The organism is Acinetobacter sp. 22512 (assembly GCF_052044755.1).
Taxonomy (GTDB): Bacteria; Pseudomonadota; Gammaproteobacteria; order Pseudomonadales; family Moraxellaceae; genus Acinetobacter; species Acinetobacter pittii.
The window spans coordinates 18,184-37,981 of the sequence record NZ_JBQENP010000010.1 but is presented as its reverse complement, the minus strand read 5'-3'; the positions used below and the strand labels follow the sequence as shown (position 1 = coordinate 37,981).

Here is a 19,798-nt window from a genome sequence, read left to right as displayed (position 1 = left end):
GCCCAAAATTCAGTTTTAACTTTATGTAGCTACATTAGCGTTATATGGTCCAGTTATACAAGCAATTTAGGTATCCAATATTGCTGATCACCAAACCTCACTTCAAAGCCATCATTCAGCCCCCTATAATTAATACTATCCATTTGATTAAAAAAGGATTTATCCAAATTATGAAAATACATCAATCCTAACTTTATCCACTCTAGTTCATTAAAATTTTCCTCTGGGGCTTTCATGATGGCCAACAATTGTTTTTCCAGTTTCTTCATATTACTTTTTTCTGTTATTTTTTCATCTAGTACCCATGACGTATCAAGGTTCGTATCATAATTCTTGTTTAAAAAATTAAGAAAGCCAACAATAGCGCAAGCTTGTCCAGGGGACTTAAATAAGTAATATTTTACATGCCACATTGTTGGTAAATCTAATCGTGATTGACTTACCAACAGCATTAAAGCAGATGCTGGTTTCATGGCTAAACGGGCAGAACGTATACTCGTTTTCCCTAAATCCATTTTATTTATTAAAACCTGATAATAGTTCTGAAGAATTTGGGCTGAAAGCGATGAACCAGGACATGAGTTCGCCAGTTTTCTCAGTTGGTCAAATTCAGAACAGTGGCCTTTAGATTGGGTATCTATATGCAGGTGATGTACTGCAACCAACCACCGGATGGGCAGCTCATATTTGCGTAAACCACTTGTTCTTAGTCTATGTAATAAAGAGTCATTGTCTGGGATCTGATCTCCCCAAAGATCACTGGTCTTTTCAAAAAAATGAATATGTTTACGAATTAGTAATGCAGCCTTATGCGGTCCAACCTCATGATCAAGCCAATTCATATAATCTTTAAAGTAACCTTTGAGGCTTGGATTTACTAATGTATTAACCAGTTCCTTAATCCTATTCCCCAATATTCTTCGCCATGTACATAATTCACAGTATTTCCCATATCCAGCAGGAATCTGTTGCTGGCAAGTTAGACATTGAAGTGGTGGACAGGTCAAACATTTCTTACAAAGCATTTTGCCTGACACAACATCCTGTTCAATCAACCTATATCTTCTACAACTTTGGCATGTCTGGTAATCACGGGTTGCACACTTTGGGCAAACTCTTAAATTATCTCCAAAACGGCTGATACGAGATAAGCGTTGTGATGTCACACCACACCGTTCACAAGCTTGAAACTCTCTAAAATAAACTGAACAACTATTACAAACAGGGCCTTGCTCCGTTATTTTTCCTATAGGGTAATCAATACGCTGACATCTAATGCAAGGTCTATTGGTTTCACATTGTTGGCAAACGGCCAAGTTATCAGCTTTATATAATCTGGAACTTTTACCACACGACGGACAATCCTGTTTTTTAAAAACTCGTACATAGCACTTATGGCAATAGTTACGCTGTTTATAAAGTCGGTGTATCTTTTCAACCGCATCACCACATTCATCACACTGAGGCATGGTGTTGTCCCCCCAAAAGTTACCCTAGTTTTCTTTTTAATCTTAAAAACTTGCGTATTACAGTCTCCTTACTTTTAGGTTTAAAGGTAGCTACCAATGCTCTCTTTGGAGGGTAGTTCCGATAAATCGAGCCTAATTGTTCTTCAACAGGCCTTAATATGGCTGGCAACTGGTTTCTCTTATCCCAAAATGAAGACCTGTTCATATTTAAAGATTTTGCTGTTTCAATAAACTTTTCCTGGGGAATAATGAGTAATTGATAAATACAGGAAAATAGCCGTTCTCTCTCGGTAACTGGAAGTTGGTTAACAGCCAATCCATTCGATATAAGCTCAGGATGGGGCACCTGAATTCTGAGTTGTTCAAGAAAAGCCCATCCTTTTCCATTTACTGAGCCAGCTAAAGCTTTTCTAATAAATTGTGAAAATAACTTAATCACCGTTAACCAATCAGTTACTGAAATCAACTTGTCTTGATAGGTTGCACAGCCTTGTTCCAGGAATTGATCAAAGATTTTTTGGAATGCCAAGGCATGACAATCCACAAGGCTTTTATTAACCTCCAATAGACTTTTTTTACATATTGAACAGCAAGTCATAACCTGATCAGGGGCTTCAAGACGTCTAGGTTGAATAGCATTATGGCAATGAGGACATTGATCATGTAAATGCTGATTATGTTTTATACAACCTGTATGCCAGGCAAAACGCCAAGGCAGACGGAAATAGGCAACATTATCCTCAGATAGACACTCAGGACAATATTGCCAGCCACCTCGATGCTTACGGTTTCTTGTACCTAATACCAAGTACCATGCATCAAGAGTTTGATTATCCAGATTATATTTAATTAAAAAATTGCGAAGCGTAGCAGAATTAAATTGGCTTTCATCAATTTTTGTCGTATTGATCAATACCTGTACTTGCTCTGCACTTAAACCACGATCTACATCTACAGACCAGATTCGCCATTTGGGCCAAAGTACTCCAGTTAAACTTAATGGGTCACAACCACTGTCAAGTGCGGCACGTATCAACCAAGAAGATAATGCCTCATCTTGCTTTAAGTCCGTGGGAATAAACCATGAATGGATTTCTGTTGCACTTATCATACCTAGTCCTCCACATTGCTTATTTCACACTTTCTAGCAAGCTACGGTCGATAAACTCCTGACCAGAAACAACAGCTTTCTTTGCGGCGTCCCGTAAAATCGTTCGCAGATTACCTAAGTTTCCATCTGTAATATCATGCAGATATTTTACTGTTGCTGGTTCAGCCAGTTTTGAAGCCTGTTTGAGGGGAAGAACTTTCTCAAATTTATTTACCATAGCTTGAAAGTCTTTATCTAGTTTCCATAAGGGCAAATTAACCACACGAAAACGGCTGACATGCTGTGGATCAGTACGCAGAACACTAATTGCTTCTTCTGTACCAAACCCAACAATGGGTATCTGTGTTTCATTACACAAATACTTAATCGCATTCATTACTGTTCTTTGCTTAATCGGACTGCCACATAATAGAGAATTCATTTCGTCGATAATGAGGAGCTTTACCTCATAAAGTTTAAGGCAATGGACCACTTGGTAACGTAGCTTCGCAACGGGATCTCTTTCTCGAAAAGGAACCCAGAACTTATCAAGAATAGCCATATACAGAGCTTTTTCATCAGGGGAAACAGGTGCCTGTACAATGATTACAGGTTTTACTGCATTATTTTCTGCATTGACATAACCCTCCCCATACAGCTTAAAGAACTGGTTAATAATTGAGGTTTTACCATTATTTGGCTTACTCAATACCAGTAAGTTGGGCATACGGCTCCGCTTAGGAAGTGTCAGGAATCCTTTCAATTGGTCTAACAAGTCATTGGCTGCTGGATACCCAATCCATCGGTCCTCTTCCAGGAAGTAGAGTCTGTCCTCATTAGACTGTTCCACAATAGGGCGAAACTCTTGAAAAACATGTGAATAGTTACTCATGAAATATCCTCATCATTTTCCAGCTCATCGAGAGGCAATAAACCATATACGTTTTCAAGCTGTTGCTCCAAAATCGTACTCTCTTGTTGAGGTTTTTTGCCCTGAATTGAAGCAGGGTTAACACTCTGTTGATGTTGGGTACTGCGCTGATGTGATCTGCGAGCCCGTCGAGTTTTAGTACTTGCCTCCTGAACACGCTCCCGAAGTTTAGCTAGAGCCTGTCCAAGTTCATGATCTTTTAGATATTCGCCAGTTTCCTTTTTCAGTTCCTGAATCTTTTTGTGTTCCCAAATACTAAATGGTGGAATACTTTGATCCGCTAAAGGAACCTTAAAATAATTTTTGATTTCGGGATCAAAGAACCATATCTCACTAATATTTCTTGGATCACGCCTAAAGATAAATTTACGTTTTTCCTTTTGATTATCAGGGTCTACAGCATTAATCCAACCTCTTAGTACATCAGCATAATAAGCAAGACCATCAATTGTTACACCTGTTGTTTGAATCGTCCTTTCAAAACTTGGTAGAAAATCAAGAAAGAAATTATGATCATTTGCAGGCAATCTAGCAGCCCCAGAACCTAACGTGTTTTTATCACCAAAGATACCTAACTCAAAAGCATGTAGTGGAGAAGTACCTAAAGCAGAGTGTTTCCTTTTGTGGTAAACATTACAGATAAAATCAATCAGCCAGTCCTCAAATTCGGAGAATGTGAAAACTGCTTCCGCATCTGAGTTATAGCCTTTTCTTTCAAAAATATTTGAAAAAGTTGTTCCTGGAACTGCGTGAATATCGGTTGCAAATGTTCCCATCAAACGTTCAATGTGCCCGCCAAAACGTGGTTTTTTAACTGGTCGGTATTCCAGACGAATATCATGTGCCATACAAGCATTTCTGAAAGTTTCTGAGTGAAACTCAGGTCCATTATCGACATGAATGGTGTTCATAATTCCCCAGACAGGCCATTCAGCTTGAATCTTGCGCGAAGCTAGCCATTTCTCTTTGGGCAGTACAGCTTGAGAAACGCTCATTGCAATAGACATAACAGAGGGGGCATCTAATGATAAGTAATATCCCACAACTACCCTTGAACGCACATCAATTGCCAACGTAAGAAAAGGTCGTCCTATAGGACACCTGCTAAAATCATCAACCAGAATAAGATCAACAGGCGTATGGTCAATCTGTACGACGGCAAGTGGATAATCAGCATGAGGGAATTTCCCTGCGGCAGGTGTAAATTTGTTATCGGCCTTTTCCTTATGTCCCCTCTTACGAAGAGAGTCTCTCTGGCTAATCGCTGCAATACGATTTCTTACTGTATTGGCATGAGGCACCTCTAGGATATGGTATTCATGACATAAGCGTTTCACTTCAAGTACAACTTTTTGAACACTTATTCTTTGATTAGTTAGGTATAAATCCTTGATGGCTTTTTCAATGATTGCTTCAGCATGTTTATTAATTATCTTCTTGCCTTGTGGCAATCCCTCTTTTCTGGGCCGCAATCCATCAATAGTTCCATATGCCTTATAGATTTTTAACCATCTATAGATAGTGGCTGGATTAATATCATGTTCTTGGGCTCGTAACTCTACTTCCTTACGACCACTCACGCCTCCCTCAATGAAAGGACGGATGATGTTGAAACGTCTTTCAGCCTCAATCCAGTCTTTATCAGCGATGAGCTCTAGATCTTCATGCTGTTCCACAGCTATTGACGGCCTTAATTCACTGATAGCCGCAATATTTTTCCTACCTGTATTATTGTTTTCAACAAAAACTGATTTCAGGTCAATGACTTCAATAATCGTATGAGGAATCCCTTTTATCTGAACAGGTTCCCCAGCAGCTATTTTGATATTCACACGTCTATCATTCATGACAAACTCCCACTTACCCAGAGTTCAGTAGATGGCTGTAAAGGTGCACTTAAATCGCAAACCAGATAACCATGAGCAACTAAATACCAGATTTGACTAATTCCATTTGCTCGGTCCCATTTGCCAAGAAAATGTCTGGCTAATAGAGTCTCAAAAGTTACTACTTCTCGATCTCTCACATAATCCAATAAGTGCTTTGAATCAGCAGGGGGAAATTCCATCTTTCGGTACTTTTGTAAAAACATGGCATTCGACCATAACTGGTCCCGAATACGACCCTCATGTGCAATATGAAATTTCCAACCCTCTTCTTTGCATACCCTCATGGCAGCACGATATCTAGCTTTCCATAGATGTAAATTAAGTTGCAATTCATCTGTAGGTTTTACTTCAACCAGTTTAGGTGCAATAAATGGAAGAAAATCATCATGCTTATAAGTTACCAGGTAGTCAGGGGTGTAAACTCGTTTCTGCCCATTATCAAAATACTCAATCGTAAAGGGTTGAGATTCAACAGCAAGAACATTAGGGTCAACCTCTAATCGAATGAGAAAATCGCGTTCCAGTGTTGATTCAAAGGCCACTGCCGAATCTTTTTTAAAAGGGTATAAACCAGATACACTAATCCGTGTATTACCAATTTTTCTTCGAGCTGGTACGATGTTAACGGTGTCGCATGATTGATTGTTCATTCTGGGTTCCGTTGCATAGTTCTTTATAAAATTTGTCGCATAGTTATTTGTAAAAGGCAGTCTAAGTCATTGACCCTAGCTCATATTGTCGCATAGTTCTTTGGAAATGACAGCGGTTCACATCCTAAACCGGGTGAAATTACCTTATCTCATTTAGGCGTTTTGTTTTTAGATGAACTCCCCGAGTTTGACAGAAAAGTTCTAGAAGTCTTACGTCAGCCGCTTGAGTCAAAAGAAATCATTATTTCACGTGCAGCTCGGCAAATTACCTATCCTGCAAACTTTCAGCTCATTGCAGCAATGAACCCTTGTCCATGTGGTTATGCGTTTAATCAAGACAGCCGTTGCCAATGTTCGCCAGAGAGTATTAAGCGCTATCAAAACCGTATATCAGGACCATTACTTGACCGTATCGATTTACATATTGATGTACCGCCTTTAAAAGCTCAAGAACTGCAAGATCCAACGCCTGCTGAAGACTCTACGGCTGTAAGACAGCGTGTGATTTATGCTTATAAACAACAAATGCAAAGACAAGATTGTTTAAATCAAGCACTTTCACCGAAACAACTTGAGCAATATGCTGTACTTGATAGTACTTCTCAACGAATGATTGAAATGGCTCAACAACGTTTGAATCTGTCGGCTCGTGCTTATCATCGTGTTTTACGGGTTGCTCGTACCATTGCCGATTTGGCGCAAAGTGAGATGATCCAAAGTCCTCATCTTACAGAAGCGCTCTCTTATCGAGGCAATCATTCTTAAAATAAAAACAGCGGATGATGAGTCCGCTTTTTTAATATTTATAGAAGTTATTAATAAGAGAATTTATTACTCCCTATGTATTAATACAAGTAAAGAGGATGCTATGAAAATTTTGGCTATCTCAGGTAGTGCAAGAAAAGAATCTACAAATACTGCTCTATTAAGAGCAATGAAGGATATAGCACCGTCCGACATTGAATTGACAGTTTTTGATCATATTAATAATCTGCCTGTCTTTTCTCCAGATAATGAAGGAGAAAAAACGCCTACTGTAGTGGAAGATTTCATCAAATCTGTTTCTGATGCAGATGGCATTATCATCTCAAGTCCAGAATATATCCGTTGTATTCCAGGTGGTCTCAAGAATGCAATTGATTGGATGGTTTCCCGTACCGAAATTATAGATATACCTATTGTCCTGGTTCATGCATCTAGCCGCGGCGACGACATGCTAGTTTCTTTAAGAAGAGTATTGTCGACTGTTAGTAGCAATTTCTTTGAAGATTTATTTTTAAGGATTTCTCTCATCGGCAAATCTCCTGAACAAATTAGCGAGATGCTACAAACCGAAAAATATAAGTCACAAATTACTCCCTTTCTGCTTACCTTTGTCTCAGAGATTCAAAAATGTAGAAATGAATTAGAGTGAACTTTCTTAAAATAAAAGAGCGGATTATGAGTTCACTGTTCTTTTATTAAGAATCTCATTTAGCTTCTCGATTAAAGCAGTGATTTCCTTTTCTGATAAAGCAGCAAAGCCAAAACGAACACAATGGTTAGAAGGCTCCCCCTGTTTAAACTTCTGCTCTGTATCAATGTTGAGTTCTTTTAATTTCATAAGCTGATCTTGAGTAAATGGTTTCTGGAATTTCACCCACAAAGCCATTCCACCTGCGGGTGGCTGTATCTGAACACTCTCTGCAAAAATTCGATTGAACTCAGTTAATGCATGGTCTCGGCGTAGTTGATATATTTTTTTCATTTTACGGATATGTCGCTTGATCTCCCCTCGCTGCATTAAATCTGCTAAAGCAAGTTCCGTAATGTTATTGCCTTGCCGATCAATCAATAAAATATCTTCAGTAATGGATTGAATGATTGTTGGGGACGCTACCATATATCCCAATCGGACACCGGGTGCAAAGACCTTAGACAATGAACCTACATGAATGACCAACTCAGAATGAGGCAAACTTGCTAAGGGTGGCATAGGCCGGCTGTCATAGTGGAATTCGTGGTCATAGTCGTCTTCAATAATGTGAAACCCCCATTTTTTTGAAAGCTCTAAGAGTTGAAGACGGCGAGACATGGTCATGGTGACAGTTGTAGGATATTGATGATGTGGAGTTGTATAAATAGCAGCAACCGAATGTTCTTGTAAAATCCGTTTTAGGTCGTCAATGACGATACCTTGTTCATCTAATTTGACAGAAACCACTTGAAAGCCATTTGATTGAAATGCTTTAAAAGCAGATGGATAATACAATTCCTCAATAACGATAACGCCCTGCCGATTGGGTAATGCTCGAGAGGCAAGAAAAATTCCCATCTGGCTACCACGTACAATACAAATCTCATCTTCAGCAACATTCATAAAACGTTCCATTGACAACATTTGTTGTAAAGCCTGTCTTAGCTCAACCATCCCTCGTGGGTCACCATATCCCATGTACTGGTTTTGCGTAATTTTAATCAGTGCATGCCGGTATGCCCGCGAAAATAGTTCGTAGGGAATAAGCCTCGGATCTGGCACACCATCGTTATGTGGGCGTTGAATCACTTCTTGAGTGATTGGTTTATCATTAACTGTTCGCTCAGATACTGGCTCTATTTGAAGCTGTTTTTCCGGCAAAACATCCGCCACAAATGTGCCTTTTCGGGGACGGGTCACAAGCCATCCTTGTGCCTCTAACTCTTCATAGACTGCTTGTACGGTTTTTCGATTAATTCCTAGTTCTTTTGACAAGCTACGAGACCCCGGCAGCATCGTCCCCTGCACTAAACGGCCACATAAAATTTCCTGACTAATCAAGTTAGTCAGTTTTAGAAAAACCGTTTTTTCTTCTCTTTCATCGATACGAAAATTTACTTGCCAAGGTCTTAGCATATTTGCTCCATCTGGACCATACAACTTATATAAACTGGATGTATTTATTAACCCAGTTGTTTTCTATTCTGCCTTCACCTACTTAATTTGGTCAACTGGACTGGAGAAGAGATGAAAACTGCTGCTGTAAACAAACAAGACCTGATGCAACATGCACAGCAAGACATGCAAAAGTGGATTAGCGACTCAGATTTAACTGATCGTCAAAAGCTTGCACTCACTTGTCGTATTTTATTTGACCATGGCCATGATGCTGGTTTAGCAGGCCAAATTACCTGCCGTAGTGAAAATAAAGAGTCCTTTATTACCCAACGTTTTGGTTTAGGTTTTGATGAAATTACTGCCTCAAATTTACTTGAGGTGAATCAAGATTTAGAACCTATCAACCAAGAAGGAATGGCAAACCCAGCCAATCGTTTTCACACATGGATTTATAAAGAACATCCAGAAGTGAACTGCATTATCCATACTCATCCTACCCATGTAGCAGCCCTATCGATGCTACAGGTTCCACTTATGATTTCCCAAATGGACGTTTGTGCACTTTACGAAGACTGCTCATTTGTAGGTCATTGGCCAGGTGTCCCTGTAGGTAATGAAGAAGGTATTTTGATTTCTTCTGCGCTTGGTAAAAACCGTGCTGTTTTGTTGTCTCATCATGGCCAACTGGTTACAGGAAAAACCATTGAAGAAGCCTGCAACTTGGCTCTTTTAATTGAACGAGCAGCTCAACTGCAACTGCTAGCCATGTCTGCCGGACAAATCCAGCCCATCCCCCATGCTTTAGCAAAAGAAGCTCATGACTGGGTTTCTACCGATAAACGCAACAAAGTGAACTTTACCTACTACGCACGTAAAGCTTTGAAAAAACATTCTGACTGTATTTAAAAAGAGATTTCCACCATGAAACTAAACGGCATTATTGGCTATCCTGTTACCCCATTTTCTGATGAAAACACCATTAATCTTCCTGTTTTAAAACAGATGCTGGATTTGCTTATTGAAAACGGTTGCGACGCGATTGCGCCTTTAGGCAGTACAGGCGAAAGCGCTTATCTTGAATGGGATGAATGGTGCTTAGTCGCGAAAACTTCAATTGAAAGTATTAATAAACGCGTGCCTGTCATTATTGGAATTTCAGAACTCACGACGGATCAAGCCATCAAAAAGGCGCAAATCGCGCAAAGCTATGGTGCAGATGCACTTATGGTGATTCCTATATCTTATTGGAAGCTAACAGACCAAGAGGTTTTTGAATATTATCAAGCAATTGCCAAAGAAACTACTCTACCAATTATGATTTATAACAACCCCGCGACTAGCGGTGTTGATATGTCTCCAGAGTTAATTGTGCGTATGTTTAATAGCATTGCAAATATTACGATGGTGAAAGAAAGTAGCGGTGATATTCAGCGCATGCATAAAATTTATGAGCTATCAAAAGGAGAACTCCCTTTTTATAACGGGTGTAACCCTCTAGCTTTAGAAGCTTTATGTGCGGGAGCAAGCGGTTGGTGTACAGCAGCACCGAACCTGTTAGGTCAGCGACCTCAACAGCTTATTGAACATGTGAAAAATGGTGAATTGGAACACGCCCAAAATTCATTTTATCAGCAACTTCCTCTACTACGCTTTATTGTAAATGGTGGTTTACCTAAAACGATTAAAGCTGGTTTACAACTAAAAGGTGTCTCTGCGGGCTTACCACGCAAGCCATTATCTAAAGCTACGGATATTGAGCTTAACCAGTTAAAACAGCTATTTTCTGAAATAGAAAACTAATAAAAAAGCGGGTTACTCACCCGCTTTTTTAAAACTCAAACTTAGAATGTTTTAGTTAAACTAAACACTAAACCTGTGTCATAAGGTTTTTTCTGAGCATCAGTCATACCAGAAGTACTAATGTCTGTACCAACAACATCTAGCTCAGCAACAATACCTAAAATGTTATAGTTGACGCCAACTTTATAATCGATATAGCTATCGTCTTCACCTGGCCCACCTGCAACTACAAGTAAAGAATCTTTGTTTTTGAGTTTGTTATAACCAACTGAAGCAAGTCCAGTAAATCCTGTATCTGCAATTGGTGCTGAATAACCAACGTTGAAATACCAGAACTCATCAGAGTGGCCCCAGTAATCATCTGAATAGCTTACGCCCACACTAAGTGCATCACCTTTAAACAAAGAGTCTGCAAACGTTAATTTTCCGTAAAATTCGGTGAAGTCGAAGCCAGTATCACCATTGTATGGGTTAGTAAATTTTGAGTCAGAACCAATATAGCCATAATGAATTACACCCACATCATACGTTGGTGCAAGCGTATCAGACAATTTTAATGTATTTGTATAACCTAAAGAGATATCGGTTTCAGTTGAAACGCCAGGTGTATTAAAGTCTACGCTTGACCCCCAAAGCGCAACATAAGCACCTGACTTATGAGAAAAGGTGAACCCACCTTGAATAGCTGGGTTATTTGACGATTGGGTAACACCACGGAAACGGTAGTCTGTGGTCGCTGCCACACTACCTGTTGCCGTGATTCCATAAAAAGATGGAGCATCTTCAGCCATAGCCATAGTTGACCCTGCTGCAAAGATACCAAGAGTTACTGCCTTAAGTGCAAATTTCATCATTTTGATCTCCCCCACAATGAACGCACGATTTATAGGAATTAAACAAATTGTGTTACTTGAGCTTTAGCAATTGCTGTGCCAAGTACGAATTTGCTATCAGTTCTCTTCATTAATTTTGAGATCAAACTCACTTTATTATAAAATTTCTGGGTAATTTTTATAAAAATATATCCATAAAAAACATAGCGATAAAATAAAATTCTTATGCGATAAAAAATACTAAACATACGAAAACCCCTTATCGGAAATTAATGAGCGAGGCGTGAAGTATTCATTTGTTGCACATAAATTTTCTATTTAATCTTAGAGGCGAGATATAAAAAGTATGTAAATTTCTGGAAGACAATGCTTGTAATGATCTGTGATTGCGCATTTCTACTCATTGGATTTGTTTATTTATTACTTGTTTAAAGTAGATGTACTATTTTGGGTCTTTTTTAAGCAATAATATGGATAAAAAGAGTAGTGCACAAAATACAAGCAATTTATTGCACTAAATTTGATCAATCTAAACATATTTTGTTATCCGCCAGTAGTGATCTATTTTTGTACATTCCATTTTTAAAATAACGTTATATAGTAACAATTTAAAGGGTATAAAAATAAAAGTGATGAAAAAAGAAACTTAAAATAAGATTAAAAAGTAAACATATCCAACAAAAAAGAGTAAAAAATGAACACAAGAATCAACTATTTTTTGAACTTTAAATACAAAATAAATGGTAAAAATCCACTAAAAATTAAATTACTTTTTTTATTTTAAACAATAGATTAAGTATAAAAGACGAATTATAAATTTATTAAACAACCCCTACCACATTAATCAAATCCTGCATAGCATATATAAAATAAAATGAACAAAAATATATCTTTTTTACAGATTACTTATACAATTGATGGAAATCCTAGGCCCTGAACAATAACAAGGCACAGGATTTATCGTTTTTATGAGGTTCTTTAAATATGCTAAAAGCACAAAAACTTACATTAGCAGTTCTCATTTCTGCGGCAATAATTTCCTCAGCTCAGGCAAGCGAGCAAAGTGAGGCAAAAGGATTTGTTGAAGATGCGAACGGTTCTATTCTCTTCCGTACAGGTTACATCAACCGTGACAAAAAACAGGGCGCAAAAGATACTAGCTCATTTGCTCAATCAGCAATTGTAAGTATTGATTCTGGCTTTACCCCTGGTATTATTGGTTTCGGTGTTGGCGCTGTGGGTGATGGTTCATTTAAGATCGGTGAAAATAAAAATGCCGGTAACCAAATGATCCCATTACATAATGATGGCTCCGCTTATGATCACTGGGCTCGTGGTGGTGGTAGCGTTAAAGCACGTTTCTCGAATACAACAGTACGTTACGGTACTCAAGTACTCGACCTACCTGTTCTTGCAAGTAATACTGGACGTATGGTTCCTGAATATTTTACAGGTACTTTATTAACTAGCCATGAAATCAAGAATCTTGAAGTTGTTGCTGGTAAATTTACTAAAAACCAAATGTCTGATCAAATCAATACCGATGCTGACGTAAATGGTAAGGGTCTTGATCGTGCAATTGTGTGGGGTGCTAAATACAAGTTTGATGATAATTTAAATGCATCTTACTATGGTTTAGACAGCAAGAATAAGCTTGATCGCCATTATGTAAATGTGAACTTTAAACAGCCATTGGCGAATGACAGTTCATTAACATATGATTTCAGCGGTTATCATACTAAGTTTGATGAAGGTGCTTTTACTTATTCTCAAACTACTGATGATCTATCTAATCGTCAAAATAACATTTGGGCTATCTCTACGGCTTATAATACGGGCCCACATAACATCATGGTTGCTTACCAACAAAACAGCGGTAATGTTGGTTATGACTATGGTCAAAATGCTGACGGCTTCCAAAGTATCTATTTGCCAAACTCTTACATGTCTGACTTCATCGGTAATGATGAAAAATCTGCACAAATCCAGTACAGTCTCGATTTTGGTAAATTAGGTGTATTACCTGGTCTAAACTGGACAACTGCATTTGTATATGGTTGGGACATCAAAGTTAAAAATGTAACTGATGATGCTCAAGAACGTGAGTTCTTTAACCAAGTGAAATACACAGTTCAAAGTGGTTTCGCTAAAGATGCAAGCCTCCGTATCCGTAACTCGTATTATCGTGCAAGCGACTCATACCAAGGTGCGTACATTGGTGATACCAATGAATGGCGTTTATTCCTTGATATTCCTGTGAAATTATTCTAATTCACAAATCTATCAAGCATAAAAAAACCTACGTCTGGTAACAGATGTAGGTTTTTTATTAAGCTCAAAATATCAATTGAGACATTCTGAGCTTATAAATTAAAGCTTATTTAGCAGCTTCAATTGCTTTTAATACTTCGGCTTTAGCAACATCAGCACCTTCCCAACCACTGATTTTTACCCACTTACCTGGTTCTAAATCTTTATAGTGACTGAAGAAATGCTCAACTTGGCTAATCAATAACGGAGGAAGATCTGTATATTCCTTCACGTCTTTATAAAGTGGAGATAATTTTTCGTGTGGAACAGCGATTAATTTCGCATCAATACCACCGTCATCTTCCATATTTAATTTGCCCACTGGACGGCAACGAATGACTGAACCAGCAGCAACAGGATGAGGAGTTACAACAAGTACGTCTAATGGGTCGCCATCTTCAGACAAAGTATTTGGAACATAACCATAGTTCGCTGGATAGAACATTGCTGTACCCATGAAACGGTCTACGAACAATGCATCAGAATCTTTATCGATTTCATATTTAATTGGTGCTGCATTTGCAGGAATTTCAATAATGACATAGATGTCATTTGGCGCATCTTTACCTGCTGGGATATTGCTGTAACTCATATCAATACTCTTTCGTTATGAAGTCAGATGTAAAATCCACTCGATTATAGCGTGGATATCATCAAAATGATGCCGATTATACAATGGGCACACGCGAAAGTTGATATGAATGATGACAGAATGACACTCAAGTCAGTTTAATCGTGACCACAAGTAATAAGATTGGACACAATATAGATAAGAACCAAACAATCGAGCGCAAAGTTGCCCAATTACTTAAATAGCAAATACCATAAATAACTCTTAAAATAATATATGCCCAACCTAATCTCAGAATAAAATATTCCGGAACAACCATATATTCAGCCATTAAAATAGCAGTTAAGAATAAAGGTAGGCTTTCAAAGCTATTTTGTTGTACGGCATTAGCGCGAGCAGCAAGACCTGTTGTTTTAGCCAAAAAAGCTCTTGGGTTTTGATTATCGACGGGCTGAAAACCACCTGTAAATTTTGCAATTACGGTAAATGCGTATGGCAGCAAACATGCCACTAAAATAATATAGATAATGCCGCTGATGCCCTGCATAGTGCCATCCATCACTGAAAATACTGTTGATCATGCTATCATAACATTGCGTTTTTACCTGAAATTTTATGCAATCACTTGTCATCACTGATTAATAGGGCCATGTATGCAACAACCTGATCAAAAAGAATTGTTTGACGTCTTAGACAAGCAAAAACAAAATCAGCTTCAGGTAGACCGTATATTAAAAATCGTATTTCCTATTGTCGCTTTTTTATTGAGTGTGATTTGTGCAAATCTAAATTGGCAATCGACATTGGGCACCTTTGTTATTTTAACAATTACTTTTATTGCAGTCGGTATTAAACGGCTTCCTTTATGGCATTGGTTAATTGTGATTACCCTATATTGCCTAGTAGATAATTATTTAAGTTATGGTCAGCTCGATTTAACTCATTTGCGTTTGCAATTGGGCACAATGCTAGTTTTTGTTGGGATGGTAGGAATTGGTCGTCCTTACATAGACCGCTGGTTTATGAAAAGCCACAACAAAATGTAAAAACAAAAAAAGCGCCCTAAGGCGCTTTTTTATTAACTTTTTAGGCTGGCTTACGTAAGTCCTTACGTAAGATTTTGCCTACGTTTGATTTAGGTAATTCATCCATAAACTCAACATAACGAGGGCGTTTATAACCTGTTAAGTTTTCTTTAGCAAAGTTCAAAATTTCTTCAGTCGTTAAGCTTTGATCTTTTTTCACGATAAAGAGTTTTGGCACTTCACCTGATTTTTCATCAGGAACACCAATTGCTGCAACTTCCAATACTTTTGGATGTTTAGCAATAACTTCTTCGATTTCGCTTGGATAAACGTTAAAGCCAGAAACCAAAATCATATCTTTTTTACGGTCTACAATTTTAGTATATCCACGGCTATCCATAACGCCGATATCACCAGTACGGAAGAAACCGTCTGCAGTCATGACTTTCGCAGTCTCATCAGGACGCTTCCAATAGCCTTTCATGACTTGAGGACCACGAATAGAGATTTCACCTTGCTCACCTAAGGCAACTTCTTTACCGTCATCATCTAAAATAGCAACTTCAGTTAAAGGTAACGGAATACCAATAGTGCCGCTAAATTCAGTAGATGCAGGAGGGTTTGCAGTCGCTACCGGAGAAGTCTCAGACAAACCATAACCTTCAATAATGGTTGTACCAGTAATCTTCTTCCACGCTTCTGCTGTAGAAGGTAGAACTGCCATACCACCGCCCATCGCCATTTTTAAATTGCTATGGTCAAGTTGTTTAAATTCTTCATTGTTTACTAAAGCATTAAATAATGTATTTACTGCTGGGAAGAATGATGGCTGATATTTACGTAATTCATTAATTACCGCTGGTAAATCACGTGGGTTCGGAATCAAGATATTTGCCTGACCTTTATACATACCGTACATCGCGCAAACCATGAACGCAAAAATATGATAAAGCGGTAATGCGCAAACAATACGGTCGCCTTTAGCACCATCATTTGCACCAAATTTACTTTGGAAGATACCATCACACTGTAAAAGGTTGGCAACCAAATTAAGATGTGTTAATTCCGCACCTTTTGAAACACCTGTAGTACCACCCGTATATTGAAGCACGGCAGTATCACTTAAAGTTAAATTTGGACGCTTATAATTACTCGGACTTACTTTATTTAATGCTGTATTAAATTTAACGTACCCTGGAATATTCCAAGCAGGAATTTGCTTACGTACTTTACGTAATACAAAATTTACTAATGTACCTTTAAGCGTACCAAGCATATCTCCTACTGTCGCAACTACAACATGCTTCACAGGAGTTTTACCTAAAATGCTTTGGTAAACACTGGCAAAGTTTTCGATAATCACGAGTACTTCTGAACCCGAGTCATTTAATTGATGCTCAAGCTCACGCGCAGTATAAAGTGGGTTTACATTCACTAATACTAAGCCTGCACGTAACACAGCTAATGCAACTACAGGATATTGCAATACGTTTGGCATCATCACTGCCACACGAGTTCCCTTTGCTAACCCCAAATTTTGCAAATAGGTCGCGAACTTACGGCTTGCAAGTTCCAACTCGTTAAATGACATCGCTTTATCCATAAAGATAAAGGCATCACGAGAACCAAATTTTTGGAAATTACTCTCAAAAATATCAACAAGAGAGGTATTTTCCGCAGGCAATGCTACTGTTTCTGGAATCCCTGTTTTTTGGTATTCTGCAAACCAAATCTTTTCCATAATGCCATTATCTCCGATTCGTAATCCTTAGTAATAACTGTTATTCAATGCCCCAGCTATTCTTTAGCTTCTTGGTGCCAGAACATATTTAAAACTTATTGGCACATTCATGACACTTTCGAACAAGATTATGAGACAGAAGTTTTGACAATTTGACCCTGTCAAATTTTTTGCATGGAGTACAAATTGCGTACTCCAAATTGCTGTCCTTTTAATCATTATCCAATACCAATAAGTTCAGTTCATTGCTTGAACTTATTGCCATATATAGCGTATTTATGTTGCTCGACGCTAGCTTTATCTCTGAATCAACAGTTTATTTGCTTTTTGATATCCACGTGGTAAGAGGTGCCCTTTTGAAGCTCGTTTACCCATGTATTTCTGTAGATCATCACCTTTTAGTTTTAGATGTTGTTGACCTGCAACCACCTGAATTATTTCATCTAAGTTCAGGGTTGTCATGGATAAAATCTGCTCTTCCGCTTCAAGTTGTATCAACTTATTACCTTTACCCTTATTTAAATTTGGCAGTTCTGACAAATCAATAATCAAGAGTCGACCTGCTGAGCTGAGTACAGCCAAATGTGTCATGTTTTGGGCAGATATTAACGGTAGCGCTTTTGACTTTTCAGGTACCGACAAGAAGCTTTTTCCTGCCTTGGCATTAGTATCTAACTGTTTGACTTGAGTTTTAAAGCCATAACCTGATGAGCTAGCAGCAATAAGTTCTGACTCTTCATCATCTAAATAGACCTGAATAAACGCGACTCCACTTGCAGGAGCAAGTTTCGAACTTAATGGCTCGCCTAAACCTCTTGCTGATGGCAAACTACTAATAGGCAAGGCATAACTACGCCCTGTCTCATCAAGGAAATAAATTCGTTGATTGGTTTTACCCACCGCATGACTTAAATATTGGTCACCAGCACGATAGTTTAAATTCTCTGCATCAACATCCGCACCTTTTGCAGCACGAATCCATCCCGCCTCAGATAAAACTACCGTTACTGCTTCAGCCGGCATTAAATCTTGTTCTCTAATTTGAACAGCTTCAGCACGTGCAACAATTGGAGAACGGCGTTCGTCACCAAACTTTTTCGCATCTTCTTTTAATTCGCCAATAATCAGGTTTTTTAAAGATTCTGGGTTTTCTAATTGTTCACGAATAATCGCTGCTTTTGCTGAGAGCTCATCCTGTTCTTGACGGATTTCCATCTCCTCAAGTTTTGCTAAATGACGTAACTTGAGTTCTAAAATTGCTTCTGCCTGTATCTCATCAATTTTGAAATGGTCCATCAATACAGGTTTAGGCTGATCTTCTTCACGAATAATACGGATAACCGTATCAATATCGAGATAAGCAATTAAAAGGCCTGCCAAAATATGTAGACGTTTTTCAATTCGGTTTAAATGATATTCCAAACGGCGAGTAACCGTTTTTTTACGGATCTCAATCCACTCAAGCAAGATACGTCGAATCGACTTAACCTGAGGACGACCATCCTCACCAATCATGTTTAAATTAACACGGTAGCTTGATTCTAAATCGGTAGTCGCAAATAAGTGGCTCATCACCGCTTCAGCATCAATACGGTTAGAACGAAGTACAATCACGAGTCGTGTTGGGTTTTCATGATCCGACTCGTCACGCACATCCACCACTAATGGTAGCTTTTTGGCCTGCATTTGGTCGGCAATTTGAGTGATCACCTTAGAACCCGATACTTGATACGGCAATTCGGTAATCACGATTTCATTTTTTTCGATGGTATAAACCGCTCGCATGCGGTAACTACCACGTCCAGTCGTCTGGATTTTGAGTAATTCTTCAGGCGGAGTAATAATTTCAGCTTTGGTTGGTAAATCTGGCGCTGGAATATATTCAGCCAATTTCTCGTCTGATGTTTGCGGATTACGAATTAAGGCAATTGTTCCTTTAATCACTTCACGCAAATTATGTGGCGGAATATCAGTCGCCATACCAACCGCAATACCAGTTGTACCATTCAGCAGAATATTAGGAACTCGTGCTGGCAAAGTAATCGGTTCTTTTAATGAACCATCAAAGTTATCTTGCCATTCACTCGTGCCTTGTCCTAACTCACTTAGTAATAACTCACTGTAGGCAGAAAGTTTTGCCTCGGTATAACGCATCGCTGCAAAGGATTTAGGGTCATCTGGTGAACCCCAGTTCCCTTGACCTTCAATCAAAGGATAGCGATAACTAAACGGCTGAGCCATCAACACCATGGCTTCATAACATGCCGAATCACCATGAGGATGATATTTACCTAGTACGTCACCTACAGTACGGGCCGATTTTTTTGGCTTACCACTGCTTTTTAAGCCCAACTCGCTCATGGCGTAGACAATACGGCGCTGTACAGGTTTTAAGCCATCACTGATATGCGGCAATGCACGGTCCATAATGACGTACATGGCATAATTCAGGTAAGCCTGTTCAGTAAATTCGGCCACAGAGCGGTTTTCTGTCGCTTGATGCGCAAGGCTGGTCATAGTCAGCTTATCTTCCAAATCAGTCGTTATTTTAAGTGAGTCTTATGCTAAGTGGGCTATGTTACAGACACAAGAGGGACTCTGTCACCTGAGCGTCAAATTATGTCTCATCTCTCTA

17 protein-coding genes and 1 pseudogene are annotated in these 19,798 nt (G+C 38.7%); 6 read left to right on the top strand and 12 right to left on the bottom strand.

The features are described 5' to 3' along the window. Positions 1–53 precede the first annotated feature (53 nt). Genes ACTJJG_RS11955 through ACTJJG_RS11935 form a run of 5 tightly spaced genes read right to left on the bottom strand, consistent with a single transcriptional unit; the run spans position 54 to position 6,029 of the window. On the bottom strand, positions 54–1,469 hold the full coding sequence (locus tag ACTJJG_RS11955) for a hypothetical protein (RefSeq protein WP_004777765.1): 1,416 nt from the start codon (positions 1,467–1,469) through the stop codon (positions 54–56). A 19-nt stretch (positions 1,470–1,488) separates the two neighbouring features. Then, complete coding sequence (locus ACTJJG_RS11950; protein WP_000622362.1) at positions 1,489–2,580, bottom strand: TniQ family protein; 1,092 nt, start codon at positions 2,578–2,580, stop codon at positions 1,489–1,491. Positions 2,581–2,599: 19 nt separating this feature from the next. Beyond that, entirely contained in the window at positions 2,600–3,451 is an 852-nt protein-coding gene (locus tag ACTJJG_RS11945) for a TniB family NTP-binding protein (protein ID WP_000073961.1), read from the bottom strand. After that, positions 3,448–5,337, bottom strand: a complete 1,890-nt coding sequence (locus ACTJJG_RS11940) for a Mu transposase C-terminal domain-containing protein (RefSeq protein ID WP_032047827.1) — start codon at positions 5,335–5,337, stop codon at positions 3,448–3,450. The genes ACTJJG_RS11945 and ACTJJG_RS11940 overlap by 4 nt, the downstream gene beginning before the upstream one ends. Continuing rightward, a complete protein-coding gene (locus ACTJJG_RS11935; protein ID WP_032047828.1) occupies positions 5,334–6,029 on the bottom strand; it encodes a heteromeric transposase endonuclease subunit TnsA in 696 nt (231 codons plus the stop codon). Before ACTJJG_RS11935 ends, ACTJJG_RS11940 begins: the two co-directional genes overlap by 4 nt. A gap of 114 nt (positions 6,030–6,143) precedes the next feature. Here ACTJJG_RS11935 and ACTJJG_RS11930 point away from each other — a divergent pair. Together ACTJJG_RS11930 and ACTJJG_RS11925 are read left to right on the top strand one after the other, a co-directional pair. Beyond that, positions 6,144–6,794, top strand: a pseudogene (locus tag ACTJJG_RS11930) (ATP-binding protein); the annotation flags it as partial. A gap of 103 nt (positions 6,795–6,897) precedes the next feature. Beyond that, on the top strand, positions 6,898–7,443 hold the full coding sequence (locus tag ACTJJG_RS11925; RefSeq protein WP_005065691.1) for an NADPH-dependent FMN reductase: 546 nt from the start codon (positions 6,898–6,900) through the stop codon (positions 7,441–7,443). Between the two features lie 24 nt (positions 7,444–7,467). Here the strand turns inward: ACTJJG_RS11925 and pdxR are convergent, their stop codons facing one another. Next, positions 7,468–8,901, bottom strand: coding sequence for a MocR-like pyridoxine biosynthesis transcription factor PdxR (gene pdxR, locus ACTJJG_RS11920; RefSeq protein ID WP_005065689.1), 1,434 nt, complete (start codon positions 8,899–8,901; stop codon positions 7,468–7,470). Between the two features lie 111 nt (positions 8,902–9,012). Here pdxR and ACTJJG_RS11915 point away from each other — a divergent pair, with 111 nt between their 5' ends. Both ACTJJG_RS11915 and ACTJJG_RS11910 read left to right on the top strand, forming a co-directional pair. Beyond that, entirely contained in the window at positions 9,013–9,789 is a 777-nt protein-coding gene (locus tag ACTJJG_RS11915; protein WP_005065687.1) for an aldolase, read from the top strand. Positions 9,790–9,804: 15 nt separating this feature from the next. After that, on the top strand, positions 9,805–10,683 hold the full coding sequence (locus tag ACTJJG_RS11910; protein WP_005065685.1) for a dihydrodipicolinate synthase family protein: 879 nt from the start codon (positions 9,805–9,807) through the stop codon (positions 10,681–10,683). A 41-nt stretch (positions 10,684–10,724) separates the two neighbouring features. Here the strand turns inward: ACTJJG_RS11910 and ACTJJG_RS11905 are convergent, their stop codons facing one another. Together ACTJJG_RS11905 and ACTJJG_RS11900 are read right to left on the bottom strand one after the other, a co-directional pair. Further along, positions 10,725–11,537: a TorF family putative porin gene (locus ACTJJG_RS11905; protein ID WP_002121202.1), complete on the bottom strand. Its 813-nt coding sequence runs from the start codon at positions 11,535–11,537 to the stop codon at positions 10,725–10,727. A 38-nt stretch (positions 11,538–11,575) separates the two neighbouring features. Further along, the gene (locus ACTJJG_RS11900; protein WP_002121272.1) at positions 11,576–11,764 is read right to left on the bottom strand and encodes a hypothetical protein; all 189 of its coding nucleotides are present in this window, start codon (positions 11,762–11,764) and stop codon (positions 11,576–11,578) included. 736 nt (positions 11,765–12,500) lie between these two features. On the opposite strand from ACTJJG_RS11900, the gene ACTJJG_RS11895 reads away from it, so the two are divergent. After that, positions 12,501–13,787 (top strand): OprD family outer membrane porin, encoded by a 1,287-nt coding sequence (locus ACTJJG_RS11895; protein ID WP_002121245.1) that lies wholly within the window; start codon positions 12,501–12,503, stop codon positions 13,785–13,787. A gap of 106 nt (positions 13,788–13,893) precedes the next feature. Here ACTJJG_RS11895 and ppa read toward each other — a convergent pair whose 3' ends face one another. Together ppa and ACTJJG_RS11885 are read right to left on the bottom strand one after the other, a co-directional pair. Next, positions 13,894–14,418 (bottom strand): inorganic diphosphatase, encoded by a 525-nt coding sequence (gene ppa, locus ACTJJG_RS11890; protein WP_002121243.1) that lies wholly within the window; start codon positions 14,416–14,418, stop codon positions 13,894–13,896. 127 nt (positions 14,419–14,545) lie between these two features. Continuing rightward, entirely contained in the window at positions 14,546–14,944 is a 399-nt protein-coding gene (locus ACTJJG_RS11885; protein ID WP_005065682.1) for an MAPEG family protein, read from the bottom strand. A gap of 106 nt (positions 14,945–15,050) precedes the next feature. Between ACTJJG_RS11885 and ACTJJG_RS11880 the strand changes: the two genes are divergently transcribed. Next, positions 15,051–15,443 (top strand): hypothetical protein, encoded by a 393-nt coding sequence (locus ACTJJG_RS11880; protein ID WP_005065679.1) that lies wholly within the window; start codon positions 15,051–15,053, stop codon positions 15,441–15,443. A gap of 40 nt (positions 15,444–15,483) precedes the next feature. Here ACTJJG_RS11880 and ACTJJG_RS11875 read toward each other — a convergent pair whose 3' ends face one another. Then, entirely contained in the window at positions 15,484–17,163 is a 1,680-nt protein-coding gene (locus ACTJJG_RS11875) for a long-chain-fatty-acid--CoA ligase (protein WP_002121274.1), read from the bottom strand. Positions 17,164–17,460: 297 nt separating this feature from the next. Beyond that, on the bottom strand, positions 17,461–19,680 hold the full coding sequence (gene parC, locus ACTJJG_RS11870) for a DNA topoisomerase IV subunit A (RefSeq protein ID WP_005065677.1): 2,220 nt from the start codon (positions 19,678–19,680) through the stop codon (positions 17,461–17,463). Between the last annotated feature and the right edge of the window lie 118 nt (positions 19,681–19,798).